This window comes from Bradyrhizobium sp. 23AC (genome assembly GCF_054863025.1).
The window spans coordinates 96,768-121,123 of sequence record NZ_JAVAYN010000018.1 but is presented as its reverse complement, the minus strand read 5'-3'; the positions used below and the strand labels follow the sequence as shown (position 1 = coordinate 121,123).

Here is a 24,356-nt window from a genome sequence, read left to right as displayed (position 1 = left end):
CCTTTTCGCCTCTCGTCCGAGGCGTCGAGCCGACATTGACCACGATTTTCAAGAGGATTCCCACGAAATGGCGCAGAATGCAGAACACGTGCTCGATCATGTCGAGCTGTTCCGCGGTCCGGAATACCAGCAGATGCTGGCCAACAAGAAGATGTTCGAGAATGCTCGAGATCCCGCGGAGGTCGAACGCATCAGGGAATGGTCGAAGACGTCCGAATATCGCGAAAAGAACTTTGCCCGGGAAGCGCTGACGATAAACCCTGCCAAGGCTTGCCAGCCGCTCGGTGCGGTCTTCGCCTCCGTTGGATTCGAGGGCACGCTACCCTTCGTGCACGGTTCCCAGGGATGCGTCGCTTATTACCGCAGCCATCTGTCGCGGCACTTCAAGGAGCCGAGTTCCTGTGTCTCCTCGTCGATGACGGAAGATGCTGCAGTCTTCGGCGGCCTGAACAACATGGCCGATGGGCTCGCCAATAGCTATAACATGTATAAGCCCAAGATGATCGCGGTCTCCACGACCTGTATGGCGGAGGTGATCGGGGATGACCTCAACGCCTTTATCAAGACCTCCAAGGAGAGAGGGTCTGTCCCAGAGCATTTCGACGTGCCGTTCGCGCACACGCCAGCCTTCGTCGGCAGCCACATCACCGGCTATGACAATGCGCTGAAGGGTATCCTCGAGCATTTCTGGGACGGAAAAGCCGGGACAGCACCGAAGCTCGATCGCATCCCCAACGAGAAGATCAACTTTATCGGCGGCTTTGACGGCTACACTGTTGGCAATACCCGCGAAATCAAGCGCATCTTCGACTTGATGGACGTTCAGTACACCATCCTCGCCGACAATTCCGATGTGTTCGATACGCCGACCGACGGCGAGTTCAGGATGTATGACGGCGGCACCACGCTGGAAGACGCCGCGAACGCGGTTCACGCGAAGGCGACGATATCTGCGCAGCAATGGTGCACGGAAAAAACGCTTGCGTTCATCGCCGGCCATGGCCAGGAGGTCCTGGCTTTCAACCATCCGGTCGGCGTCTCCGCGACCGACGAGCTGCTCATGGCGTTATCGCGCATCAGCGGCAAGGACATCCCCGAGGCGCTGGCGCGAGAGCGCGGCCGCCTGGTCGACGCGATGGCTGACTCCAGCGCGCATATCCATGGCAAGAAATTTGCGATCTACGGCGACCCAGACCTATGTTATGGTCTGACTGACTTCCTGCTCGAATTGGGCGCCGAACCGGTCCATGTGCTGTCCACGAATGGCAACAAGGCCTGGCACGATAAAATGCAGGCCTTGTTTGCGAGCTCGCCGTTCGGCCAGAACTGCCATGCCTATCCAGGGCGAGACCTCTGGCACATGCGCTCGCTGCTCTTCACGGAGCCGGTCGACTTCCTGATCGGCAATACGCATGGCAAATATCTGGAGCGCGATACCGGCACCCCGCTGATCCGCATCGGTTTCCCCATTTTTGATCGGCATCACCATCACCGCTCTCCGGTGTGGGGCTATCAAGGCGGCATGAACGTTTTGGTGAAGATCCTCGACAAGATCTTTGACGAGATCGACAGGAAGACCAGCGTCGCAGGTACCGACTATAGCTTTGACATCATTCGTTGATGACGAAAGACGCTTAAGTCATCGCAGGAAAACATCGGCGATGGCTAAACGCGCGATGGCTGATCTCATTAATCGCGATTGAGAGGAGAAACCGATGAGTTCGCTTTCGGCCAGAATCCTGGATGTCTTCAACGAGCCGGGCTGCGCCAAAAACGCCAACAAATCGGAGGCTGACCGCAAAAAGGGCTGCACCAAGCAACCTAAGCCGGGCAGTGCGGCGGGCGGGTGCGCCTTCGACGGCGCCAAGATCGCGCTGCAGCCCTTCACCGATGTGGCCCACCTGGTGCACGGCCCGATCGCTTGTGAGGGCAATTCCTGGGACAACCGCGGTTCAGCTTCGTCCGGTGCCAGCATCTGGCGCACCGGTTTCACGACTGACATGAACGAAACCGACATCGTGTTCGGCGGCGAGAAGCGTCTTTACAAGGCGATCAGGGAGATCTTGGAGAAATACAATCCGGCGGCGATCTTTGTCTATCAGACCTGCATTCCGGCCATGATCGGCGACGACATCAATGCCGTCTGCAAGGCGGCTTCTCAGAAATTCGGTAAGCCGGTGATTCCGGTCAATTCGCCCGGCTTCGTGGGTTCGAAAAACCTCGGCAACAAGCTGGCCGGGCAAGCGTTGCTTGATCATGTCATCGGCACCGAAGAGCCGGACCACACCACGCCGTGCGACATCAACCTGATCGGCGAATACAACCTGTCGGGCGAATTGTGGCAGGTCAAGCCGCTGTTTGACGAACTCGGCATCCGCATCCTGTCCTGCATTTCCGGGGATGGGAAATATCGTGAAGTGGCCTCATCGCATCGCGCGCGCGCCGCCATGCTGGTGTGCTCGAAGTCGATGATCCATGTCGCGCGCAAAATGAAAGAGCGCTACGGCATCCCGTTCTTCGAAGGCTCGTTCTACGGCATCCAGGATTCCAGCGACGCGCTGCGCAACGTTGCGCGCGTTTTGGTCGGGCGCGGGGCCCCGGAAGACCTGATCGGCCGGACCGAGGCGGTGATAGCGCGGGAGGAGGCGCGTGCGTGGGCGAAAATCGGATCCTACAGGTCCCGCCTGGCCGGAAAGAGGGTCCTTCTCATCACAGGTGGCGTGAAATCCTGGTCCGTGCCGGCCGCGTTGCAGGAGGCCGGCCTTGAGCTGGTCGGCACCAGCGTCAAAAAATCCACGGACGAAGACAAGGAGCGCATCAAGCAGCGGATGGGGCAGGACGTCCACATGATCGACGACATGGCGCCACGCGACATGTACAAGATGCTGAAGGGCGCAAAAGCGGACGTCATGCTCTCCGGCGGCAAGTCGCAATTCGTCGCGCTGAAGGCGGCGATGCCCTGGCTCGACATCAACCAGGAGCGCTCTCATGCCTATATGGGCTATTTGGGGATCGTGAAGCTGGTCGAGGAGATCGACAAGGCGCTGTACAACCCGATGTGGGAGCAGCTGCGCCGGCCGGCCCCATGGGACGATACCGCCAGGGATGGCCACCCCATGGCCCTTGCGCGGACGGACGGGCAGGCCGCCAAGACCCCTGCGCTTTTGGAGGCGAGCCGCCGCGCGACAGAGGTTTGCGTCTGTAAGAGAGTGGATCGCGGGACGATCGAGGATGCGATCCGCTTGCACGGTCTGACCAGCGTCGAGGCTGTCAGAGAGCACACCGACGCATACGGGGGATGCTGCAGGCGCCGCATCCAGGACATCCTGACAGCGATGTCGGTCTGCCTGCCGCCTGCCATGCGGCAGGCCGCAGAATAGGACGGCGCCATGGCTATCGTCAGCACACCGAGCAAGGCCTGCACGGTCAACCCGCTGAAGATGAGCCAGCCCATCGGCGCGGCATTCGCGTTCATGGGCCTGCGCGGAGCGATGCCGGTTCTCCACGGCTCGCAAGGCTGCACATCCTTTGGGCTCACGCTGTTCGTGCGGCATTTCAAGGAGGCGGTCCCGCTGCAGACTACCGCGATGAGCGAGGTGACAACCGTGCTCGGCGGCTATGAAAATATCGAGCAAGCCATCCTCAACATTCACAGTCGAACCAAGCCGGAGATCATCGGGATCTGCTCGACCGGGGTGACCGAAACCAATGGCGACGACATCGACGGCTACATCAAGCTGATCCGCAAGAAGCATCCGCAACTCGCCAATTTTCCTCTGGTCCATGTCTCGACGCCCGATTTCAAGGATGCGTTTCAGGACGGCTGGGAAAAGGCAGTGGTGCGCATGGTCGAGGTGCTCGTAAAGGGGCCGACGATCGAGGCAGAGCGCGATCCCACGCGGGTGAACGTCCTTTCCGGATGTCACATGACGCCAGCTGACCTCGATGAGATCAGGACGATTCTGGAGGATTTCGGGCTAAAGCCAAGCTTCCTGCCTGACCTTGCGGGATCGCTGGACGGGCATATCCCTGAGGAGTTTACGTCGACGACCATCGGCGGCATCGGCATTGAGGAAATTGCCAGCATGGGCCAGTCCGCCTGGACCATTGCTATCGGTGCGCAGATGCGGCGGGCGGCAGAAGCCATGCAGACCAGGACCGGGGTGCCATTTCGCCTGTTTGAGCGATTGTGTGGCCTCATCCCCAACGATGAATTCATCGCGTTCTTGAGCGAGATCTCCGGCCGCCCCGTGCCAACCAAATACCGGCGCCAGCGCGGGCAGCTCGCCGATGCGATGCTGGATGCCCATTTCCAGATCGGCGGCCGTAAGCTCGCGATCGGTGCAGAGCCTGACCTCCTGTTCGACCTGTCTAGCATGCTGCATGACATGGGCGCGCAGGTCGCGGCGGCCGTGACGACCACGCCCTCGCCGGTGCTGGAGCGGATAAGCACCGACGAGGTGCTGATCGGTGATCTCGAGGATCTCGAAGAGCGAGCTCGGAGACAGAATTGCGATCTATTGATCACGCATTCGCACGGCCGCCAAGCGGCGGAACGGTTAAAGATCCCGTTTCATCGCGCGGGATTTCCGATGTTCGACCGGGTTGGCGCAGGACACCAGGTGTCCGTTGGCTATCGCGGCACGCGGGATCTGATCTTCCATATCGCCAACCTCCTCATCGCCGACCGCGAGGAAAATCATCAGCCTCAGCCCGATAGCTGGTGGACCTCGATGCCGCCTCTAAACTCCGGCCGCAGCTTCATCGACGCAACAGAGAGTTCGATTCCATGAAGGTCGCATTCGCTACCCAGGATTTAAGCCGCGTCGATGCTCATTTCGGCTGGGCCAAGAACATTGTCATCTATGACGTCGGGCCGGACGGGCACGTCTTTCTGAAGGCGGTGCAGTTTGACGGCGATCTCAGGGAAGACGGCAACGAGGATAAGCTCGCGCCCAAGATCGAGGCGATCAGGGATTGCGCCATCCTCTATGTCGTTGCGATCGGCGGCTCCGGTGCGGCGCGGGTGGTGGCGAATAAAATCCACCCCATCAAAGTGGACAAACCCGAGAACATCCTGGAGCTGCTGCAAAAGCTCCAAAGGATGCTGAGGGGAACGCCGCCCCCCTGGATCCGCAAAGCCCTGGCCAAAGCCAAGGAGCGGACGCTTGATTTCGAGGAATGAGGATCACATGTCTGAGGCCGCAGAAGTGGGGCAAACCGATACTGCGCTTGATGCGCCGTTCCTCAAGCAGCTGGTCACGATCTGGCGTGCTGAGGACAGCCATGGGACGTGGGAGGGCAAGAGCGATCTCGACTTGCTCGAACCCTATATCTTGGACAAGGAGAAGCGGCACGCGCTGCCGATCGTGGGTGATCCTGATCCGGACACGGTGTGGCGCCTGGAGTTGTTCTTCAATGCGGTCGCGCTCTCGATCGAGAAGGCGACCGGCGTGATGGTTCAGCCGATGCTGAAGATGCATCATGAAGGCTTTGGCCGCATGGTGCTGATCGCAGGCCGCCTGATCGTCGTCAATAAGCAGCTGCGCGATGTGCATCGCTTCGGGTTCGACGGTCTTGCGAAGCTCGCCACCGAGGGCGAAAAGTATGTCGCGGACGGGATCGGCATGATCCGGAAATTCCCAGACGCGGCGAACTATTGAGGGCGGGACATGAGCGAACTTGAAACGCTGAAGGCAGACATCAAAAAGCTGTCGGCCAAGGCGACGCAGGCCAAGATGGACCTGCACGACCTGTCAGAGGAGCTGCCGCTCAACTGGCGTTCGATCATGGCGGTGGCGCAAAGAGCGCATGAGGCGTTTGCCGAACTCGAGAAAAAGCGCGAGGATCTCAAGGCGCAGGAAAGGGCGTAAAGGTATACAAGCATGTCATTTGCAACGCGCGACGGCCGCGACTGGGTGCCCGATTATCTCGCATCGATCGATCCCGGCAAATGCATCGGCTGCGGGCGCTGCTTCAAGGTCTGTGGTCGAAAGGTTATGACATTAAAAGGCATCAACGAGGAGGGCGATCTTGTCGACCTTGGCAGCGACGAGGACGATGAGATCGAGAAAAAGATCATGGTGATAAATGATGAGGGCGCCTGTATCGGTTGCGGCGCCTGCGCCCGGGTCTGTCCGGCCAACTGCCAGACCCACGCGCCCGCCGTGGCAGAAGGGGCTTGAGGCCCGCCTCCGTCGTCTGTGCAGGAAGGAGACTTGGTGCGAGGGCGCGGTTGAGAGAATTCCAGCGGTCGCAACTTCACGCTGCCTGTTCGGTGGCGCAACTTAGCGCCAGCCGCGGACGATAGCTGGGCCGCGACGACGAGCATCCGAATTCGCGAACATGCCCGTCTCCTCTAACGGAGACCTGATGCCCGGTCCGCAAAGGTACGCTCACTTCAGGTTGGAGCGATCAATGGGCGGGCGAAAAAGACCGGCGAGGACTGACCTCAACGAAGGGCTTACTAAGCGAATGGGACAATGGAGATTGTCTCCGCGCGCGGCGTGAACGGCATTGCCGCCGTGGTCGCCATCTCGCCTCGTAGAGTAGCGGATTCCCCCGATGTTCGGGCTGAACCTCGCGGTGGCCGTGCAACGGCAGAGTTCTTGCGCAGCTCGCGCTCAGGACACGGCAGCTGCCTCTCGCGTGGTACTCGCGGCAGAATCCACCCACGGACTTAGAAGAATACTGACGTCGAGACCAAGACGTTCAGGGCATGTCCGGTTTGGCGTGTGTATGTAATGGTTGACGGGTGATTGATGTATAGCAGGCCCAGGGTTGCATAAACCCCTGGCGCGAGCCGCGCAGTGTATCTTCCCCAGATCGCCGTACTATCGCGATGGACGAGATCGCCTTTGGCCAAGGCCGCGTCGACTGCAAAGTGGCTCCAAGCGATATTGGTGGCAGCAATGGCAATCCGATCACCCGGCCGGCTGCTAAATAGTCCTTTCGCATAAAGACGAAGCTCGAGATAGCGGCTGACCTTGTTGACGTCAGACGGAGCGTACATTGCGGAGAACCCACCATAGATACCCCGAGCTGGCGAACCTTGTGGGTCGGCTTGCCAAAACTGCCGGTCCGCGGCCACGTAGTAGGCGCTGTTCGCGTTGGCTCTCGGTTGGAGCGGATACGCCAAGTGCGGATAGCGGCTGTCATTGAAACCGATTCCGGCCCGCAGCCAGGTCTCGGGCAATCCTGGAGCCGCCTTGTTCTTAAATCCAGTTTCATCAAGCAATAGAATGCTGGCGTCGGCCGTGCGCCAGTCCAAGCCGCTGGGATTTTCGGTTATGTGCACCAATTGTCCATCCGGACTGACTGAGCGCTGGATCGAAAACTTGGTGTAGAGGCGATCATCAAAATTGTACTTCACGTTGAGAGCCGGCGTCGGCGCGGAATTGTTGCTCATTCCAGCTTGGGACAAGATGACCGGCGTCGGCCCAAATGGATTCATTCCCAAGAACTCGTCATGATTTCTGAGGTAACCCATTTTGAGTTCGAGCGTCCTGTCGAAGAACGTCTGGTAATAGGCAAATGTATTGATTCCCACCCGATCGGGCCCGGCGGGCTTCCAGGTCCAATATTGTTGCTCGGCTCCCACGCTTATCTGACCATCCGGAATTCCAAATCGGCTGAGATCGTAGGTCACGATCATGAAATTGACGGTACCGAATGTCGGACTCTCGCCAACATACCGCTGATTGAAGATGGTGCTTTTGGATGCATGCGGCAGCCGGTTGTCGATCAAGGTGTTTTGCGTCCACCCCACATAGCCGATCCCTAAATCCGCCAGCGCAGATCTAACTCCGCCCTTGTCCTGATCGATCGTATCCGCAGGCCCAGGTATATTGAGCCAAGTGCCTTTTTCACGCAGGTTATCGAACTTCGCGAACGGGTCGATTTTCTCTGGGGGCTTGGTCTCAGCAACTTTGTCTGGACGATCGTGCCTCGAGTCGGGGGCATTGGTCGCTTGTGCCGGCGCCGAGCGGGCGGCGAGAGGCGCTGTTCGCTTGAGCTGACGGCGTCGGACACTGACGGCCGCGCCGCTCTGCTTTTGAATTGTTGGTCCAGGAGCCTCATCCGGCGTCTCGTTCGTGGTGTCTGATGCTTTCTCAGCTCCCGCCAACGCTGGACTGCAGACGAGGCTCGCCGCAAAGGATACGGCGATGGCAAACCCGGTTTGCGTCAGAGTAGATCGAGCGCTGAAGACCGGAGCCGCAGTCGAGCGAGTGCGAACCGACATAGCAACGCTCGCATGCGGCGTGAGTTTCCCCTCCTTGTTGCTAGCCTTGATAGATTGTGCGCCGACCAGATCGGCCCGGAGCTTACTCGCAACGTCCGGAAGCTGCTGCGTCAGTAAGCGCGTCATGGACGTCCATGAGCAAGGGGAGATCGCGGTCGGAGGAGATATCATCGCTCAAGGCGCCGGGACTGGACATTGTTCGATGCCGACAGCGGACCACGCTCGTGGATGCTGTAAGAGGAAACGAGCGGAAGAGACTGCGTCGGCGGGATCTTTGACGTCTCTGGGGAGCCTTAAGCGACCTACGCGGGCGGCTCCTTGGCGGCCTTTATGCGCATCGAGCTCAATCGACCATCGGTGCTGACGGGCACCTCGCCAGCGACGGTGGCACGGCGAACGACACGACGCTGGTCGCCGTAATCCCTGACCGCATAATGTTGCGTGGCGCGGTTGTCCCAGATCGCCACATCACCCACCTTCCAACTCCACCGCACGGTGTTTTCGGGCGCGGTGATATGGGACTGGAAAAGGGTGAATAGCCTCTGGCCGTCGTATTTCGGGATGCCAACCAAGCCTTGCACCACGTCGCCGAGCACCAGCGCGCGTTCTCCGGTTTCGGGATGGACACGCACGACGGGATGCTCGGTCTCATAGACCGTCCTGGCGAACACCTCGTCGAGATGCTTTTTGTCAGCCTCGCTGTTGGCCATGACGGAGTAGTCGAACGCATTGCTGTGAACCGCCCAGAGTTCGTCGGCAAGCCGTTGCAGCGGCGCGGAGAGGTCCAGATAGGCGGTCGCGGTGTTTGACCAGATCGTATCGCCGCCAAATTGTGGGATCACAACGCCTCGCAGGACCGCGATTTTAGGATAAGCCTCGAAGAAGGTCCCGTCGCTGTGCCAGAGGTCGGCTCGGCGAGGGGGGCGCGCGGAATCAAGCTCGATCATCGATACCGTTCCCTCGATGACAGCGAGTATCGGATACGCCATAAGCGTTCCGAAGCGAAGGGCAACGCGCTCCTGCTCTGCGTTGTCGAGATGGCCCTGATCGCGAAAGAAGAGAACCTTGTGCTCGAGCAGCAGGCTGTTGATCGCGGTAATCGTCTCCGCCGGCAAATCCCCCGACAGCTTGATATTCCTGATTTCAGCGCCGATCCGCGCCGCGCGCTTTGCGATATCGGCTTGCGGAATGATACTGTCGATCGAGGATCTCTTGGTCATGCTGTCATTCTCCTGAAAACGCGTCTGTTCGCAAAACGAACCTTTTGGGCTGGACGCGAATGAGTAAGTCGCAGAATCGGACGGCCCATGCAGGCGGCATCAAATTCCGCTGCGATGGACCGATTGCTGCGCGTTTTTCGCGATATCAACGAGATCACGGTTGACCTGCACGACACTCATTTTCCGGTCGTTTGACATGCCGGGTCACCTCGAACAATTGCGAAGATTGGTAGTTGACCGAGACCCAAGCCTATCCACGTTCATGCGGGATCGACGAGGGAGTGCTGCCGTCAGGTTCTTTGTATCTCTATGGCCACGACTCAGCAGGCGGGGCAGTAGAAGAGCTGATGATCTCGTTGTATTGCGTGGCCGCAGGTGTTTGACGATGTGCCATTGGCGCAAGCGGCGATACAGCGCGCCATTCGTTAGCGACTATGGCTTCATTGCGCGCGTGTGGCGCGGGTGCCCCGCGCAAGCATTGCCGACGCCGGGCTGTTTCCCGATCGCGTGCTATTCGTGGGCGAGAAGGTCAAATCTATGCGGCGGTGAGCCGGATCATGGAGACGCTACAAAGAACGGCAGATCCAGCTCTTGGCGGTCCGAATGTTCTTCTGCCTGCGTTATGTCCTTCTGGCCCCTGCGTTGGATGATGTTCAACACCAGCCAAAGTTAGGGCGGTTTGGAACGTCACGGGCGCGACTTGCGACAAACCGGTCGTGGACCGCCGTAACCGGCCGCTTGTGTGAGCGAAATCGAATTGCGATGTGATTTCTATTGGGCGACGTGGCCCATACCGCCGCTCGCGAATGACGCCGGCCACACCTGAGGATAAAAGGCCCGCACGGCGGAGCCCCCGTGCGGGCCTTCCTGGAATCGGTCAATCTGGTTACCTCCGCCAGTCTAGACCGATCCAAGCTCGCTACCATGTAAGGCTCGCAAAGCTGGAAGTTTGCAAGCGGCTTGGGAGTTCAACGGTTTTCTGTGCTTGAAACCGAGAGAGTAGCTGAGGACGGGCGGCGATTTAGCCGGCCGCCTGACAATGCATGTCTAGGTTATGAGTCGTATGGGATGAAGGAGATGAATGGGCTCCCATGACAGGCGCAGATCGAACGGATAAGTGAGAAGAGAGCGCCCCAGCATCGCAAACGGGGCCTCCGTCTCGATGGTCGGTGTTTGCTTGACCGAGCACTTCGGCGGCGGCGTCTCGTTCGCGACCTACAGTCGATCGTCACCTGCCGTGTGCCTCGAAGCGCTTGGCCTTGTGGTTCCGCGTTCGGATGGGGCGTTTGGCCGAGCGCTCCGTGCTCTAACGGTGTCGCCGCGATGTTCTTGACCGTCGTCATGTGAATACTCCCTCAAGCTAGACACGCGCCTGTCACTTCGGTGGCGCGATACGCAATGCAAATCGCTTGCCGAAGGCAATGCGGTGCTTGAGCGGCGAATCCAAAAAGGGTGGCAGGGTGTCGCAACGCCCCACAAGCCCTCCGTCAGCAACTCTGCAGCGTACCCTGGGGTAACCGAGGCGAGACTGAGAAGCGTACGCATTGCGACATGCGAGGAGAGTTTGCACGGCCGCCTCTTGTCTGAGAGGGGTTATGACTTTTAGACTTAACCCTCAGACAAGAGGCGTTCCGATGGCTCTCAGCGTCCTCCGACGCTTGATCGAGGAGACGACCGTCCGCAATTCGCCACCGCCGACTCCGTGCCAATCAGGATGCCCAGGGTTCGGACGCTAAGACGTGCTCACCCAGAGCTTGTAACAACCGCGTTACGTGCACCCGCAGGAACGCCTTGCGCACCAGTCAACTACTAACCTTGGCAATTGATGGTTTCGGCGCACACATGGCAATCGTGGGGGCATGGCGCTGCGCATGTCATGCGTCGAGGAAATCGGAATGCAATTGATGTCTGTGCGCGCGAACGAGCCTGATGGACATGTCGACTGGTCGTCTGCAACGACAAGGGGTACTCCAAGCGCTATCTCTTCTTTCTCACGGAAAGCCATGATGGACGTTTGGTCGCGGCCGCCGGGCAGGTGCGCGACGCCCTGCTTTCCGATGACTGCAATCCCTCAAAGGAGAAGTCTTCTCGCGAGCGGGATGCTATGGAAGAGAAAAGGCCGAAGACGTATGGTGGAAGAGGCGGGGCGTTCCCGGTCGTCTCAGAATGCCAGGCTTCCAGGTCCGACCAACTTGGGCCGTTGGCGTCGAGCGTCTCGCTCGGCGGAGGGGGCCGATCGAGGACCGGAGATCTCTCGCGCCTTTGCGACGCTGCGGTTTGAGTCAGTTAGAGCCGGCTTGCCCGATGAGCGTGGCTGATTGCGCCATGATCCCTCCAGCTGATAAACCTTCTACCGCGATGCGGGTCGTGTTGCCCTTCGTGTTCCGGCACTGGCTGAAGCAGCCGGGGCATACCCTTGTCGTGGCCGGCGGACTGCTCGGTGCGACCATCGCCGATCTTTTCATGCCGGTGTTCTCGGGGCACCTGATCGATGGGCTGACGCGCGGCCCGTCAGATCCCGACGCGCGCCATGCGACATTGGTCGCATTCGGCGCCATCGTTGCGCTGGGCGCAGCGTCGATGGTGCTGCGGCTCGCAGGCCTGCAGGCGATCGTGCCGTTCACGCTCAGGACGATGTCCGATGTCGCGCAGGACGCCTTCATGCGCGTGCAGCGCTTCTCGACCGATTGGCACGCCAACTCCTTTGCGGGCTCGACGGTGCGCAAGATCACCCGCGGCATGTGGGCGCTCGACCTGTTGAACCATACCATCCTGACGGCGCTGGCGCCTTCAGTGCTGGTGCTGATCGGATCGACAATCCTGCTCGGTGTGTATTGGGCCTCGCTCAGCCTCGTGGTCGCGCTCGGTGCGGCTGCCTATGTCACGATGACGGTGCTGTTCTCGACGCGCTACATCGCGCCGGCCGCGCGCATCTCCAATGCTTGGGATACCAAGGTCGGAGGCGCGCTGGCGGATGCGGTAACCTGCAACGCGTTGGTAAAATCGTTCGGCGCCGAAATACGTGAGGAAGCGCGGCTCGCGCGCGTCATCAAGCGCTGGCGTGTGCGGGTACAACGGACCTGGCTGCGCCACAATTGCGCCGCCCTGTCGCAGCTGTTGCTGCTGTTGTGCCTGCGCGGCTCGGTGATCGGCGGCTCGGTGCTGCTGTGGATGGCGGGGAACGCCACGCCCGGCGACGTCACCTATGTGCTGACCAGCTACTACGTCATCCACGCCTATTTGCGTGACGTTGGCTTCCACATCAACAACCTCCAGCGCTCGGTCAACGACATGGACGAGTTGGTCGCCATCCACGACGAGCCGATCGGCATCGCCGATGCTGCTGGCGCGCGACCCATCGCGATCGAGGGCGGCGAGATCGTGTTCGACGATGTCACGTTCCACTATGGCGGCCATATCGCGCCGCTCTACGACGGGCTGTCGGTGACGATCCGCGCCGGCGAGCGGGTCGGTCTCGTCGGCCGCTCCGGCGCTGGCAAGACGACCTTCGTCAAGCTGGTGCAGCGGCTCTACGACGTCTCCGATGGTCGCGTTCTGATCGACGGCCAGGACATCGCGCTGGCCACGCAGCAATCGCTGCGCAGCCAGATCGCGATCGTGCAGCAGGATCCGATCCTGTTCCACCGCTCGCTTACCGAGAACATCGCCTATGGCCGGCCAGGGGCCAGCCGGGAGGCGATCGAGCAGGCGGCGCGGTTCGCAAACGCGCACGACTTCATCCTGCGGCTGCCGAGGGGCTACGACACGCTGGTTGGCGAGCGCGGCGTCAAGCTCTCGGGCGGCGAACGGCAGCGCGTGGCGCTGGCGCGTGCCTTCCTGGCGGACGCACCGGTGCTGATCCTGGACGAGGCGACCTCGAGCCTGGATTCGGAATCGGAGGCGCTGATCCAGCAGGCGATGGAGCGGCTGATGAAGGGGCGCACCTCGATCGTGATCGCACACCGCCTGTCGACGGTGCGCAGCCTCGATCGCATCCTGGTGTTTGATCACGGCGGTATCGTCGAGCAGGGCACACATGTTGCCCTGACCAAGCGGCCCGGCGGCATCTATCGCGGGCTGTTCGAGAGGCAGGTCACCGACTTCGGCCATATTTCGGCGGCAGGCTAGCCGTCGGCATCATTGCATTTGAGATCTCTCGGTCGTTTGAGACGAGATCGCTGGTTCGCTCAGCGGAACCTCAAACGCCGCGATGCTGTTGGGATTGTCTGTTCAAATTGAGCTTTGCGCAGCTCGCGCATTTCGCCAGAGAGACAGCTTTTGCGCTGGTTGTGAGCGTTAGTCCATCTGGCTGAGTTGCTGGGGATGTCCAGATCGCGGTTTGATGATGAAAGCTCGTCGCCGGAATGGGAAGCATGCGGGCATGGCGAAACTGCTGTCGATGGATCTTCGCGAACGGGTGCTTGTCTATATCTGGAGTGGTGTTTCAGGTCGGGAGGTGACGGAGCGTTTTGGCGTCAGCGCGGCGCGTGTAAGTCACTGGCAAACGCGCGAGCGGGAGCAAGGCGAAGTCCAGCCGCCAGAGCTCGGGGCGGTGATCGCTGGTCTCGCCGGATTGATGACACAGCCGAATTTCAAGGCAGCCCACTTGCATCAGGCAACCCATCACGCCGACCCTTCCCGGCGGTTGCCTTCCACAAACGTCATCCGCATCGGACTAGTAGGGCGAGCGGTCGAGATAGGCGTCGAATGCGCCAGCGACAGTGCGGAGCAAGAAGCGGTACTCCCGCCTCACGCGGATGAAGCCGCTTTCGATATCCACGACCCCGTCCTCGGCGAGCATCGCCAAGCGTTCAGCTGAATCGAGCAGGGGAACCGGATCAAAATCAAAGGCCGCACAGATTGCCGGAACATCAGCCTCCAGGTCGCACATCAGCCGCTCGATGATCGCGGCCCGGACGCGGTCTACGTCGCAGAGAGGATAGCCCTTTGACGTCGCCAGACGGCCAGCGCGGATGTGTTGCGTGTAGGAACCCGTTGCAACCTCGTTCAGGACATAGCCGTGGCCGACACGGCCGATGGCCGAGGCACCGAGGCCGATAACGGTTTGACACGTATCAGCCGAGTACCCCAACGAGTTACGTCGCAAGCGACCGGTCTTCTGCGCCAGCGCGAGTTCGTCGTCCGGCAAGGCGAAATGGTCCAGCCCGATTTGGCAGTACCCGGCAGCAACCAGCGTGTCGCCCACCGCCGCAGCCTGTTCGGCACGGGCAACCGTGTCCGGCAGCAGGGCCTCATCGATCAGACGCTGATTTTTCTTGTAGGAGGGAACATGCGCGTAACCGGACACAGCAAGGCGGTCGGGGCGCATCGCCACCACCGTCTCCGCGGTCCGGACGCAGGACTGCACTGTCTGATTTGGCAGACCATAGATGAGGTCGAAGTTGATGCGGGTTATTCCATTCCTGCGAAGATTTTCGACGGCACCCGCCGTCTCCGCTTCACTCTGGATCCGGTTGACGGCCTTTTGAACGACGGGATCGAAGCTCTGCACACCCAGGCTTGCGCGGTTGACGCCGGCCGCTCCGAGAGTTTCGGCCATTTCGACCGTGAAGGTGCGCGGGTCGATCTCGACGGCGACCGCAGCCCCTTCCCTGAAGGTGAAGCGGCGGCGCAGGACGTCCATCAGGGCCGGGAACTCGGATGGCGGGATGAGGGTCGGGGTTCCGCCGCCGAAATGCACATCGCTCACGGGCAGCGCAGGCGGCGCTTGCGCCGCGACCAGACGGGTTTCCTCATGCAGGACCGCCAGATAGTCGAGGATCGGCGCATCCCGGCCAGTGCTGGTCCTCGGAAAGCCGCAATACCAGCAGATCGACCGGCAAAATGGAACGTGGATATAGAGCGACACGGCGTCGTCGGTCGGCAGGCGCCTCAGCCATTCCTCACAATCCTTGGGGCCGACCGCTGCCGAGAACTCCGGCACTGTTGGATAGATGGTGTACCAAGGCAGGCGGGCATCGTAATGCCTTTTGAGGATTGAGGTCTGCAACGTTACTGTCCCATGCTGGCTCGGCCCGCCCGCTGCGGGGCGGGTTTGTCGATCTGTCCAAAAGGCAAAGTGACGCGCTCCAGGCGCCTGGTGCGGCGGCGCGTCACGCGTGTCCCGACATCTCAGGTTGAACGACCAGGCCGAACCGCTGCGCCGCACCTCGAAGGACCGCACTTAGCGCCGCGTTGGCGATTGCCCGGCCGCGGTCGTCGATACCGGTCCATTGCGCCAGTACGCCGCGCGGGTCGATCTCGAGCAGTTTGACGCCGGAAGGAACCTCGGTCCCGTCACGGATGATGCCGCGCAAGACGCCATCGCGCGGCGCCATGACGGGCGCGCCGGAAAGATGGCCGAGCACGAGATCCTTCTCGACATGCGTTCCAATTGCGACTGACGCTCGCCAGGTGCCATCAAGGCCGGAATAAACGAAACGTTCGGCGCCGAGATCACCGAGTCGGCTCGCAACTCCGTCAGCCGCATCCGTCCAGCCGTCTCGCTGGACCAGGCCGATTCTGCCGGGCCGGGTTTCGATCGCGACATCGCAATTCGAGCTCTTGGAGAAGCCTGGGCCCAGACCTATGGTCAGTCCCGCGAGCCGCCGCAGGTCGGGCCTGATCTGGCGCTTCTGCAGACGCGCGTCGATCAGCACATCAATGCGGCGGATCGGAAGGAGGTCGACAAGACCGAGACTGGAGACGATGACCCGTCTTCGTCGGCTGGCGTCCCCGCGGATCGCCCTGAGCACCTGCATGGCGTCGTCGAGGCGTTCACCCACAATATCTTCGACCTGTGCCGTCCCGGCGAACAGCGCGTCATGGAACGCCATCCTGCGCCGCATCACAGGCGGATCGGGATCGTGCGACAGCACCACGCAAGTTCCGCCGCGCGCAAGATGGACGGCGATCGCAGACGCAATCTCATTGGTGCCGAGGATAATCACGAACAGTCGATCCTGACGATCAGTTTCTAAAGACATTCAGACCTCAAATCGAAGTGTCCTCGCTTCTGCAAACGCTGCCGACAAAGCAGCTGCGCTGGATGATTGCGTCGAACACCTGAGCAAGAGCCGCGCCAATTGACAGATGCCTTGGTTCTCTTGCCGCGAACGATTGCAGGACCGTTCAGCATGAGTTCTGTCCCAAAGCAACGAACGGCTTGTTGAAGAATCGCGAACCTGTTTGGAAACCCACATCGCGCAGAAAGCCAGAGCATCCACGTCGGTTCTGGGTCCGAAAGCGTTCAGTGCGCTAGCCCCGTGGGTTTCATCTCGCGATCGTTGACGAGGACGACAGCCGCGGGCCATTGGTTGCCTTGTAGGGTGCCGGGGACTCTGTTCGTTGCACCGCAAGGGTGGGATCGCCGTCAATTTGAATTCCAGCGCAAGAAGTTCCTGGCCGCACCGGCATCTGTCCGATCGAGTCGCCGCGGATCGGCTCCGCGCGTCGAGCGGCCGCCGCGTTGATCGCGTCGCAACGCGAGCGGCTCGCGCTCATCACTCCGATGGAAATGGACCGCGACATCTGCTGACGGCGCGACCTGGAGGCCGCTTCGACGAGATCCAAAGTCAGCGCTCAGACCGGGCGATTCTGGTTGCGGTTTTTCACGGGCCCCATCCGCTTCAGCCCGTCTTCGTAAGGGATTTCCTCATAGGAGGCATCGAGAGCTGTGGCTGCGTCGAGCAGGTAGTCCAGCTTGCCGCCTGCATCGAATTTCTTGAAGTCGTTCTTATCGAGCCCGGCCAGGTCCATCATCTCTTTCCAGACCGTCGATTCATCGCACGGGAGGATGTGAAAGGTGATGTCGCCGACCTTGGTCCGGTATTTCGCCAACAGATCTATATTGTTGCAGAACATGAAGTAGCGCCCGTCGGGCCTCAGCGCGCCGTCCAGAACGCTGCTGACGTCGGTCAGATAGGCCAATGAATGCAGATAACCGGCCAGCACCGGGATTGTGCTTTCGCCCTCCTGCGCGACCGTCAGGACCTGCTCGATTGAATAATCCGGCGGCCGCTTCTCGTCCGCGAGCTGGGCCTGGAACTTCAACGCGATATCGCCACGAAAACCGAATCGGCCCGGCCTGGTCGTCTCGCCCTTGAGAACGGCATTGAGAAGTCGCCCCTCCTTGTCCAGCCCGCCGAGCGCGGTGTTCTCGATTGCAGTCATGAAAATCGTCCTCGATCTAAGCTCATCGCCGGCCCACGACCGGCGCAGCACGGAAATGCAAATTGCTTGCCGACCCATGCACCGCATTTCATCTGTGTAAACGCCTGAAGAAACTCGCAAGCGCGCTTAAATCCCGAAATCGCCGCGTCGGGAAGCCGACACGAGTCGCAAAGCCAACAGGCGAGAGTTGAAAAACGGAAGCCTTATCAGGCGCGCGTGCGCTGGCATGCGAATTGCCAACTTGCAGTCAGCCGAGCCACGCGAGGTGAAAGAGTGAGCATGATCAAATTGACAGATAACGCACTGAATGCGGTCAGGGGGGTGATTTCAACATCGGGAGCAAGCGGCTTGCGCATTACGGTTGAGTCCGGCGGCTGTGCCGGGTTCAAATACATCATGGGCTTGGCCAATGAGACGACGTCGGACGATAAGGTGATCGAGCGCGACGGGGTCAAGTTGTTCGTCGACAACGACAGCCACAAATATCTCGCCGGCACCACCATCGATTTCGTGTTGGCGCAGGAGGGCTCCGGATTCACTTTCGACAACCCGAACGCCAACGCGGGCTGCTCGTGCGGTAAATCCTTCAGCTGATGAACGAGGTCGCAAGCATGCTGGCCGAATCCAAGCAACTGAAGCAAACGACGGCCGCCGAGATGGACCGGGAGCAAGTGATTTGCGCCGTGCTCGAGGAGGTCCGCCCCAATCTGAAGCGCGACGGTGGTGACTGTCAGCTGGTTGCGATCGACGGGACCAAGATCATGGTCAAGCTGACGGGGGCCTGCGTGCTCTGCAAGCTGTCAGCTGCGACGCTGGAGGGCATTCAGGCGCGGCTGATCGAAAAGCTCGGCGAATTCGTTCGCCTGATCCCGGTTGCCGGCGCGCCGACGGCGCCATATTGAGCAGGGTTTCAGTGGCTATTTATCTCGACAACAATGCGACGACCCGAACGGATCCGTCGGTCGTGCAGGCCATGTTGCCGTTTTTCGCCGAGCGGTTCGGCAATGCCTCCTCAGCCCATGCCTTTGGCAGGCAGGTCGCGGGCGCCATGCGGCAGGCACGCCGCAGCGTGCAGGCGCTCGTAGGGGCTGCCCATGATGACGAGATCGTCTTTACTTCCGGCGGGACGGAATCCAACAATGCCGCCATTCTCTCAGCGCTGGCGACGCAGGAGGGCCGGGACGAGATCGTCACCACCTCGGTCGAGCATCAGGCGATCCTGGCGCTGGTCGAACAGGTGGCCCAAAGCGGGGCCAAGGTTCATCTGATCGCGGTGGATTCGCGCGGCCGGCTCGACCTTGAGGCGTTTCGATCGGCGCTTGGACCACGTACGGCGATTGCATCGGTGATGTGGGCCAACAACGAGACCGGCACCATCTTCCCGGTGGAACGTCTGGCTGGATGGGCGCGCGCCTCCGGCGCGCTGTTTCATACCGATGCCGTGCAGGCGGTCGGCAGGGTACCCATTGACCTGAAGGCCAGCGTTATCGACATGCTGTCGCTGTCCGGGCACAAGCTGCATGGACCCAAGGGGATCGGCGCGCTTTACTTACGCAAAGGCTCGACATTCAGGCCGCTGATCCGGGGCGGAGGACAAGAACGCCGGCGCCGCGGGGGAACCGAGAACATCCCCGGCATCGTCGGTCTCGGAAAAGCGGCAGAGCTTGCTGCAGAGCGGCTCGACCGAGCGCACGTTCGTGTTGCTGTGCTGCGCGATCGTCTGGAGCAGTCGATCTTACAGAACGGCCGCTGCACGGTTCTTGGCGACCACTGTAACCGGCTGCCGAATACAACCAATATCGCCTTCGAGGATCTCGAAGGCGAAGCGATCGTCCATCACCTCAATCGCGCCGGCATTGCCGCGTCGCTCGGGTCGGCCTGTAGCTCAGGCGCGATGGAGCCATCGCATGTACTACGCGCCATGCATGTGCCGGCGAGCAGCCTGCCCGGCGCGGTTCGCTTTTCGCTGTCCCATGAAACCACCGCTGAAGAAATCGATCAGGTCGTGCGTGCACTGTCCGACATCCTGGTTCGTCTGCGTGGCATGTCCCGAGAGCTCGCCCCGCTAGCAATCCGTAATTCCTGGAGTTGATCGCATGAAAGTCATGATCCGCCGCTCTCCCGAGGCGGGCCTGTCGATTTATGTGCCCAAGAAGGATCTTGAAGAGCGGATCGTCGAATCCGAGCACGAGACACTGTGGGGCGGTTGGATCAGATTAACGAATGGATGGGTGCTCGACCTGCCCGAGATGGCGAGCGATACGCCGCTGCCGATCACGGTCAATGCCAAAAGGATTGGCGGGGACGGCGATGAACGATGAGCGCAATGCCGCAAATCAACTGTCTCAAAGGGACGGATGCAGAGGCGCTGCTCGCCAACGTTGCGACCAGACTGCATGCCGGCAGCATTGTTCCCTATCTCGGGCCCGGGTTCGCCGAGTTGTCCAAGCCTGACGTGCCAGTGACACCTGATGCGCTGGCGATCTTCTTCGGCACCAAGGTCGCGCTGCCGCGCCGGGCCCGCGGCAATGCCTGGGCTGCAGCACAGCATATCGAGAGCGACAAGCATCGGTCTACCGTGACAGGGTTGATGGCTCAGGCGTTCGCCGCACCGGTCGAGCCGACAGCCTTGCATCGTCATCTTGCTGCGTTACGCTTACCGATGATCGTCGATAGCTGGTATGATGGCGCGATGCGCGCAGCACTTGGCAAGCGTGAGGGATGGGGCGAAGTGCAAGGGATTACCCGCGCTGGCATCGGCGAGGTTCGCTGGTACCGTTTCTATGATGCCGATGGCGTAGAGGTCGAGTCCCCGGCTGCCGGCGCCTGGACCACGGTCCTCTACAAGCCGCATGGCGGCGTGCTGCCGGCAAGAAACTTCCTGATCTCCGACGCCGACTATGTCGAGGTCCTGACCGAGATCGATATCCAGACGCCGATTCCGGAGATCGTCAAGCAGCGGCGGCTTGGGCGGAGCTTTCTTTTCATCGGCTGTCGGTTCGACGATCAACTGCTACGCATTTATGCGCGGCAGATCACGAAGCGCTCGGCAGACGTTCATTATGCCATTGTCGAGCCGGATGCGCTCTCGCGCAATGAGCTGCGGTTCCTGCTCGACCAGGGCTTGACCCCGCTGGCGATTGCGATCCCGCGCGCCGTGGAGATCTTGCTGGCCAATTAGAGGCGCTGGCAAAGCGAAGTCCGCCCACCTCGGTCCAGCCGCGGCAGCCATCCGATCACAGTGAAATGTGCCGGTGCCGCTGAGCGGGAGCGTCGACGGACAGGTGCCGTGATCGCTCCCCGGATCCCACCGTCTGTCGCATTTCCAACACGCCGCAGGCTCGCTGTCGGCTGCACAACAGCGCGGATCGCTCTGTCTAACTAATTGGCGGAGATGAGAAAATCCGTCGCCTGCCGCGATGGCATGTGAGTTGCTAACCCACGTTCAAAGGCTCGCTCAGGAGTGGCTCCGGGAAGCCTGTTTGGCTTGGAGAAAGAACTGGACATGGACGCAGTGGAGCGCGGCAGCAGCGCTAGAAATGCACGAGAAGGCGGCGGGACCATGCTGGCCGCCGAGCCCAAGAGCTGCGGCATCTCGGTCGGCGGCAGCAAAGCGCGCTGCGGGGCACACAGCGGCCAAGGCGATCTGCCGCCGGCGATCTGGGACAAGGTGAAGAAGCACCCCTGCTACAGTGTCGAGGCGCATCACCACTACGCGCGCATGCATGTTGCGGTTGCGCCAGCTTGCAACATGCAATGCAACTACTGCAATCGTAAATATGACTGCGCCAATGAATCGCGCCCGGGCGTGACCAGCGAGAAGCTCACGCCCGAGCAGGCGGCCAAAAAGGTGCTCGCGGTCGCCTCCCGCATTCCGCAGATGACTGTGCTTGGCATTGCCGGTCCCGGCGATCCCCTGGCCAATCCAGACAAGACCTTCAGAACTTTCGAGCTCGTAGCCAAAGCTGCGCCCGACATCAAACTGTGTCTATCGACCAACGGGCTCGCCTTGCCCGATCACGTCGATACCATCGCCCGATTGAACATCGAGCATGTCACCATCACAATCAATATGATCGATCCCGAGATCGGCGCCCGGATCTATCCGTGGATCTTCTATAATCACAAACGCTACAGCGGGCTCGAGGCAGCGAAAATCCTGACCAGGCGTCAGCTCAGTGGTCTCGAAATGCTCTCCGCGCGAGGCATTCTCTGCAAGGTCAATTCAGTCATGATCCCGGGCATCAACGAGCGGCACCTGGTTGAGGTCAACAAAGCCGTGAAGTCGCGTGGCGCTTTCCTGCACAACATCATGCCGCTGATCGCAGCCCCCGAGCACGGCACCATGTTCGGTCTCAAGGGCCAGCGCGCGCCGAGGACAAGCGAATTGAAGGCACTGCAGGACGCATGCGAAGGCGAGATGAACATGATGCGCCATTGCCGCCAATGCCGCGCCGACGCGGTCGGACTGCTCGGCGAGGATCGAAGCGCGGAGTTTACGAAGGAGAAGATTGTGACCATGACCGTCAACTATGACCCTGAGGCGCGCAAGGCCACCCAGGCTGGAATCGAGGCGGAACGCCGCGCCAGGATAATGCCAAGGCAGGAGGAAGTGCAGGAGCATGCAGGCGGGACAAGCGATATCAAAGTGCTGATCGCGGTCGCAACCAAGGGTGCTGGCCTGATCAATGAGCATTTTGGGCATGCCAACGAGTTCCAGGTGTATGAAGTATCGCAATCCGGCGCCAAATTCGTCGGTCACCGCCGCGTCGATCACTACTGCCAGGGCGGTCATGGCGCGCCGGATGACCTTGCGGCCATCATCCGCTCCATCAATGACTGCCATGCCGTGTTCGTCGCCAGGATCGGTGGTCGGCCGACAAGCGAACTCCACAAGGATGGCATCGAGCCGGTCGATAAATACGCGCACGAGTTCATCGAGACGTCCGCGATCGCATGGTTCAGCTCTTATCTTGAGAAGGTGAAGAGCGGCGAGATCCAGCATGTCGACCGGGGTGACGGAGCGATCCGGCAGGACCCGATGATGTCGGTGGCGTGAAGAGGACATCGGATGCCGTTCAAGATCATTTCTTCGCAATGCACAGGCTGCTCCGCTTGTGAGACCGAATGTCCCAACGTGGCAATCTTCGAGAAGGGCGGAACGTTCGTGATTGACCCGAAAAAATGTACCGAATGCATCGGTCACTTCGAGGAGCCGCAATGTGTTGCGGTCTGCCCGGTCGACAAGACCTGCGTCATCGACACCTCATTGCCGCGATACCAGCCGCCGGCCTGAACGAGCGTAAGCGTCATGGAGTTCACGTTGACGGTCGCTGCAGAGAACATCGCCCGCTTCATCCCGGCAATCGCGGCCACGGCGGCCAGCGAGCTCGCAGAATGCGGCCCGATCAAGTTCACGACGCAGTGATGCATGAGCAACATCGTCCGCGACAGTGACGTCATAGAGCTGGATGGACCGCCGGTCTTCAACCTTGGTGAAAAGGTGAAGGCCAATCGCACCGTTCGCAATGACGGGACCTACGCCGGCAAAGAGATCGGGGACATGCTGGCCAAGAAAGGCGAGGTCGGTTACGTCGTTTCCATCGGGACGTTCCTGCAGCAATTCTACGTCTACGGTGTCGAGTTTCTTGAAACCGGCAACCGCGTCGGAATGAAATGCAAGGAACTTGATTCGGTGGACGCGGACTCTGAGCTCGACAGTCGGCCATTGCGGGAAGGGCCCCCATCATGATCGCGCCCCTTCATTCGACATCCGAATGGCGCCCGCGGCTCAAATCCGTCGGCGATCTCATCAACGGCGGCTTGTTTCACGCCTGCGCGCCCTTGACGGCTCTTGTAGGCACTGGCCGCATCGGTGAGATCGTGCGCTTGAGAGCGAGCACGCAAGCGAACATAGGGACCTTAGTTTTGCCGGGCGGCCGGTCGGCTGTCCTGAAGCGCAAAGAACGCGGCTTTAAGGGGCTTTCGCAATGAATGCAGCGGTCATGAAAAGGGCAGTCATCGGCCTGAACGCTCACCCGAACGAGGTCGATCGCAAGCGGATCGAATGCGCATTGGGCTCCCGCAGACGCTATCGTTATGTCTCACCCAGTGTGAAGCCGGTTAAGGGGGGATATCTCATCGAGAGCCCTTGCTGCTCACGCGACATCGACAAGGATGGCGGCGTGATCGAGGTCGCGTTGATCCATCATGACGCCGTGTGCGGACTGTGGAAGATGTTTTGGAAAGACCATGCGCGAGGAATTTGGCAATTCCACAGCGTCCATCAGCGGCTGAGCGCAGCGACAGATGAGCTAAATGCCGATCTCGACCGAGTGTTCTGGCGGTAACGCTACTGTTTACACACACAAACGATAAAGTTGGTCATGGCACTGGACGAAAACGAACTGATCGAACTTGAACAACTGATCACGGCGGCAGAAGGGCGCGCGAGCCCCTTGACCGAGCTGCGGCGGCGTTTTCCCCATCTCGCCCTGGTGCGATGCGATGCGTCTGATGTCACCGAGCCGCCCTTTCGCAGCTTTCCTCATTATGACCTGCACTTGATCGACCGGTCCGAACACTGCGTCCAGATCACAGCCGATCCGCTGCTGGCGATTGGCATTGTTTTGGCGGCAAGGGACCCTTCGGGGTGACTGGGGTTGCATTCGCAGACGTTCACGGCCCTTTCGCGGGTGCGGTCATAGCGCATCACCGTTGCC

General features: G+C 60.5%; 24 protein-coding genes. 19 read left to right on the top strand and 5 right to left on the bottom strand.

The window, feature by feature from the left end:
- Positions 1-67: 67 nt before the first annotated feature.
- The 7 genes from nifK (at position 68) to fdxB (ending at position 6,185) form a co-directional block, all read left to right on the top strand.
- Positions 68-1,621: a nitrogenase molybdenum-iron protein subunit beta gene (gene nifK / locus RAD10_RS31715; protein WP_461620540.1), complete on the top strand. Its 1,554-nt coding sequence runs from the start codon at positions 68-70 to the stop codon at positions 1,619-1,621.
- Positions 1,622-1,715: 94 nt separating this feature from the next.
- Entirely contained in the window at positions 1,716-3,380 is a 1,665-nt protein-coding gene (nifE, locus tag RAD10_RS31710) for a nitrogenase iron-molybdenum cofactor biosynthesis protein NifE (protein WP_270163279.1), read from the top strand.
- A 9-nt stretch (positions 3,381-3,389) separates the two neighbouring features.
- The gene (gene nifN, locus RAD10_RS31705; protein ID WP_270163278.1) at positions 3,390-4,793 is read left to right on the top strand and encodes a nitrogenase iron-molybdenum cofactor biosynthesis protein NifN; all 1,404 of its coding nucleotides are present in this window, start codon (positions 3,390-3,392) and stop codon (positions 4,791-4,793) included.
- Positions 4,790-5,185 (top strand): nitrogen fixation protein NifX, encoded by a 396-nt coding sequence (gene nifX, locus RAD10_RS31700; protein ID WP_461620539.1) that lies wholly within the window; start codon positions 4,790-4,792, stop codon positions 5,183-5,185. Before nifN ends, nifX begins: the two co-directional genes overlap by 4 nt.
- 7 nt (positions 5,186-5,192) lie before the next feature.
- Complete coding sequence (locus RAD10_RS31695; RefSeq protein ID WP_270163276.1) at positions 5,193-5,663, top strand: NifX-associated nitrogen fixation protein; 471 nt, start codon at positions 5,193-5,195, stop codon at positions 5,661-5,663.
- 9 nt (positions 5,664-5,672) lie between these two features.
- The gene (locus RAD10_RS31690; protein ID WP_270163275.1) at positions 5,673-5,873 is read left to right on the top strand and encodes a CCE_0567 family metalloprotein; all 201 of its coding nucleotides are present in this window, start codon (positions 5,673-5,675) and stop codon (positions 5,871-5,873) included.
- Positions 5,874-5,885: 12 nt separating this feature from the next.
- Positions 5,886-6,185, top strand: coding sequence for a ferredoxin III, nif-specific (gene fdxB, locus RAD10_RS31685; protein ID WP_270163274.1), 300 nt, complete (start codon positions 5,886-5,888; stop codon positions 6,183-6,185).
- Between the two features lie 494 nt (positions 6,186-6,679).
- Here fdxB and RAD10_RS31680 read toward each other — a convergent pair whose 3' ends face one another.
- The gene (locus RAD10_RS31680) at positions 6,680-8,368 is read right to left on the bottom strand and encodes a carbohydrate porin (RefSeq protein WP_270163273.1); all 1,689 of its coding nucleotides are present in this window, start codon (positions 8,366-8,368) and stop codon (positions 6,680-6,682) included.
- 176 nt (positions 8,369-8,544) lie between these two features.
- Positions 8,545-9,462 carry a TauD/TfdA dioxygenase family protein gene (locus tag RAD10_RS31675; protein ID WP_270163272.1) on the bottom strand — a complete coding sequence of 306 codons (918 nt, stop codon included), beginning with the start codon at positions 9,460-9,462 and terminating at the stop codon, positions 8,545-8,547.
- Between the two features lie 2,325 nt (positions 9,463-11,787).
- Here RAD10_RS31675 and RAD10_RS31670 point away from each other — a divergent pair.
- Positions 11,788-13,590, top strand: coding sequence for an ABC transporter ATP-binding protein (locus RAD10_RS31670; RefSeq protein WP_270163271.1), 1,803 nt, complete (start codon positions 11,788-11,790; stop codon positions 13,588-13,590).
- 547 nt (positions 13,591-14,137) lie between these two features.
- On the opposite strand, the gene hemN is transcribed toward RAD10_RS31670, so the two are convergent.
- The 3 genes from hemN to RAD10_RS31655 all read right to left on the bottom strand — a co-directional run bounded on the left by hemN (position 14,138) and on the right by RAD10_RS31655 (position 17,634).
- Positions 14,138-15,472, bottom strand: a complete 1,335-nt coding sequence (gene hemN / locus RAD10_RS31665) for an oxygen-independent coproporphyrinogen III oxidase (RefSeq protein ID WP_270163270.1) — start codon at positions 15,470-15,472, stop codon at positions 14,138-14,140.
- A gap of 103 nt (positions 15,473-15,575) precedes the next feature.
- Positions 15,576-16,448 (bottom strand): xanthine dehydrogenase, encoded by an 873-nt coding sequence (locus tag RAD10_RS31660; RefSeq protein ID WP_270163269.1) that lies wholly within the window; start codon positions 16,446-16,448, stop codon positions 15,576-15,578.
- 595 nt (positions 16,449-17,043) lie between these two features.
- On the bottom strand, positions 17,044-17,634 hold the full coding sequence (locus RAD10_RS31655; protein ID WP_270163268.1) for a hypothetical protein: 591 nt from the start codon (positions 17,632-17,634) through the stop codon (positions 17,044-17,046).
- A gap of 279 nt (positions 17,635-17,913) precedes the next feature.
- On the opposite strand from RAD10_RS31655, the gene RAD10_RS31650 reads away from it, so the two are divergent.
- The 11 genes from RAD10_RS31650 (at position 17,914) to RAD10_RS31600 (ending at position 24,290) form a co-directional block, all read left to right on the top strand.
- On the top strand, positions 17,914-18,228 hold the full coding sequence (locus tag RAD10_RS31650; protein WP_270163267.1) for a HesB/IscA family protein: 315 nt from the start codon (positions 17,914-17,916) through the stop codon (positions 18,226-18,228).
- A gap of 17 nt (positions 18,229-18,245) precedes the next feature.
- Positions 18,246-18,536: a NifU family protein gene (locus RAD10_RS31645; RefSeq protein ID WP_270163266.1), complete on the top strand. Its 291-nt coding sequence runs from the start codon at positions 18,246-18,248 to the stop codon at positions 18,534-18,536.
- Positions 18,533-19,726 carry a cysteine desulfurase NifS gene (gene nifS / locus RAD10_RS31640; RefSeq protein WP_461620538.1) on the top strand — a complete coding sequence of 398 codons (1,194 nt, stop codon included), beginning with the start codon at positions 18,533-18,535 and terminating at the stop codon, positions 19,724-19,726. The genes RAD10_RS31645 and nifS overlap by 4 nt, the downstream gene beginning before the upstream one ends.
- 4 nt (positions 19,727-19,730) lie before the next feature.
- A complete protein-coding gene (gene nifT, locus RAD10_RS31635) occupies positions 19,731-19,955 on the top strand; it encodes a putative nitrogen fixation protein NifT (protein WP_027545445.1) in 225 nt (74 codons plus the stop codon).
- Positions 19,952-20,815, top strand: a complete 864-nt coding sequence (locus tag RAD10_RS31630; protein WP_461620537.1) for an SIR2 family NAD-dependent protein deacylase — start codon at positions 19,952-19,954, stop codon at positions 20,813-20,815. Before nifT ends, RAD10_RS31630 begins: the two co-directional genes overlap by 4 nt.
- Positions 20,816-21,196: 381 nt before the next feature.
- Entirely contained in the window at positions 21,197-22,693 is a 1,497-nt protein-coding gene (nifB, locus tag RAD10_RS31625) for a nitrogenase cofactor biosynthesis protein NifB (RefSeq protein WP_461620549.1), read from the top strand.
- Between the two features lie 12 nt (positions 22,694-22,705).
- Entirely contained in the window at positions 22,706-22,930 is a 225-nt protein-coding gene (locus tag RAD10_RS31620; protein ID WP_027545442.1) for a 4Fe-4S binding protein, read from the top strand.
- 135 nt (positions 22,931-23,065) lie between these two features.
- Positions 23,066-23,386 carry a nitrogen fixation protein NifZ gene (locus RAD10_RS31615; protein WP_270163264.1) on the top strand — a complete coding sequence of 107 codons (321 nt, stop codon included), beginning with the start codon at positions 23,066-23,068 and terminating at the stop codon, positions 23,384-23,386.
- Positions 23,383-23,628, top strand: a complete 246-nt coding sequence (locus RAD10_RS31610; RefSeq protein ID WP_270163263.1) for a hypothetical protein — start codon at positions 23,383-23,385, stop codon at positions 23,626-23,628. Before RAD10_RS31615 ends, RAD10_RS31610 begins: the two co-directional genes overlap by 4 nt.
- Entirely contained in the window at positions 23,625-23,984 is a 360-nt protein-coding gene (locus RAD10_RS31605; RefSeq protein ID WP_270163262.1) for a DUF3024 domain-containing protein, read from the top strand. Before RAD10_RS31610 ends, RAD10_RS31605 begins: the two co-directional genes overlap by 4 nt.
- A 36-nt stretch (positions 23,985-24,020) precedes the next feature.
- Positions 24,021-24,290 carry a hypothetical protein gene (locus tag RAD10_RS31600; protein ID WP_270163261.1) on the top strand — a complete coding sequence of 90 codons (270 nt, stop codon included), beginning with the start codon at positions 24,021-24,023 and terminating at the stop codon, positions 24,288-24,290.
- The last annotated feature ends 66 nt before the right edge of the window (positions 24,291-24,356 follow it).

Excerpts from the sequence above, each read along its gene's own strand:
- nifK (WP_461620540.1), top strand. The coding sequence starts at position 68 with ATGGCGCAGAATGCAGAACACGTGCTCGATCATGTCGAGCTGTTCCGC.
- nifE (WP_270163279.1), top strand. The coding sequence starts at position 1,716 with ATGAGTTCGCTTTCGGCCAGAATCCTGGATGTCTTCAACGAGCCGGGC.
- nifN (WP_270163278.1), top strand. The coding sequence starts at position 3,390 with ATGGCTATCGTCAGCACACCGAGCAAGGCCTGCACGGTCAACCCGCTG.
- nifX (WP_461620539.1), top strand. The coding sequence starts at position 4,790 with ATGAAGGTCGCATTCGCTACCCAGGATTTAAGCCGCGTCGATGCTCAT.
- RAD10_RS31695 (WP_270163276.1), top strand. The coding sequence starts at position 5,193 with ATGTCTGAGGCCGCAGAAGTGGGGCAAACCGATACTGCGCTTGATGCG.
- RAD10_RS31690 (WP_270163275.1), top strand. The coding sequence starts at position 5,673 with ATGAGCGAACTTGAAACGCTGAAGGCAGACATCAAAAAGCTGTCGGCC.
- fdxB (WP_270163274.1), top strand. The coding sequence starts at position 5,886 with ATGTCATTTGCAACGCGCGACGGCCGCGACTGGGTGCCCGATTATCTC.
- RAD10_RS31680 (WP_270163273.1), bottom strand. The coding sequence starts at position 8,368 with ATGACGCGCTTACTGACGCAGCAGCTTCCGGACGTTGCGAGTAAGCTC.
- RAD10_RS31675 (WP_270163272.1), bottom strand. The coding sequence starts at position 9,462 with ATGACCAAGAGATCCTCGATCGACAGTATCATTCCGCAAGCCGATATC.
- RAD10_RS31670 (WP_270163271.1), top strand. The coding sequence starts at position 11,788 with ATGATCCCTCCAGCTGATAAACCTTCTACCGCGATGCGGGTCGTGTTG.
- RAD10_RS31660 (WP_270163269.1), bottom strand. The coding sequence starts at position 16,448 with ATGTCTTTAGAAACTGATCGTCAGGATCGACTGTTCGTGATTATCCTC.
- RAD10_RS31655 (WP_270163268.1), bottom strand. The coding sequence starts at position 17,634 with ATGACTGCAATCGAGAACACCGCGCTCGGCGGGCTGGACAAGGAGGGG.
- RAD10_RS31650 (WP_270163267.1), top strand. The coding sequence starts at position 17,914 with ATGATCAAATTGACAGATAACGCACTGAATGCGGTCAGGGGGGTGATT.
- RAD10_RS31645 (WP_270163266.1), top strand. The coding sequence starts at position 18,246 with ATGCTGGCCGAATCCAAGCAACTGAAGCAAACGACGGCCGCCGAGATG.
- nifT (WP_027545445.1), top strand. The coding sequence starts at position 19,731 with ATGAAAGTCATGATCCGCCGCTCTCCCGAGGCGGGCCTGTCGATTTAT.
- RAD10_RS31630 (WP_461620537.1), top strand. The coding sequence starts at position 19,952 with ATGAGCGCAATGCCGCAAATCAACTGTCTCAAAGGGACGGATGCAGAG.
- nifB (WP_461620549.1), top strand. The coding sequence starts at position 21,197 with ATGCTGGCCGCCGAGCCCAAGAGCTGCGGCATCTCGGTCGGCGGCAGC.
- RAD10_RS31620 (WP_027545442.1), top strand. The coding sequence starts at position 22,706 with ATGCCGTTCAAGATCATTTCTTCGCAATGCACAGGCTGCTCCGCTTGT.
- RAD10_RS31615 (WP_270163264.1), top strand. The coding sequence starts at position 23,066 with ATGAGCAACATCGTCCGCGACAGTGACGTCATAGAGCTGGATGGACCG.
- RAD10_RS31610 (WP_270163263.1), top strand. The coding sequence starts at position 23,383 with ATGATCGCGCCCCTTCATTCGACATCCGAATGGCGCCCGCGGCTCAAA.
- RAD10_RS31605 (WP_270163262.1), top strand. The coding sequence starts at position 23,625 with ATGAATGCAGCGGTCATGAAAAGGGCAGTCATCGGCCTGAACGCTCAC.
- RAD10_RS31600 (WP_270163261.1), top strand. The coding sequence starts at position 24,021 with ATGGCACTGGACGAAAACGAACTGATCGAACTTGAACAACTGATCACG.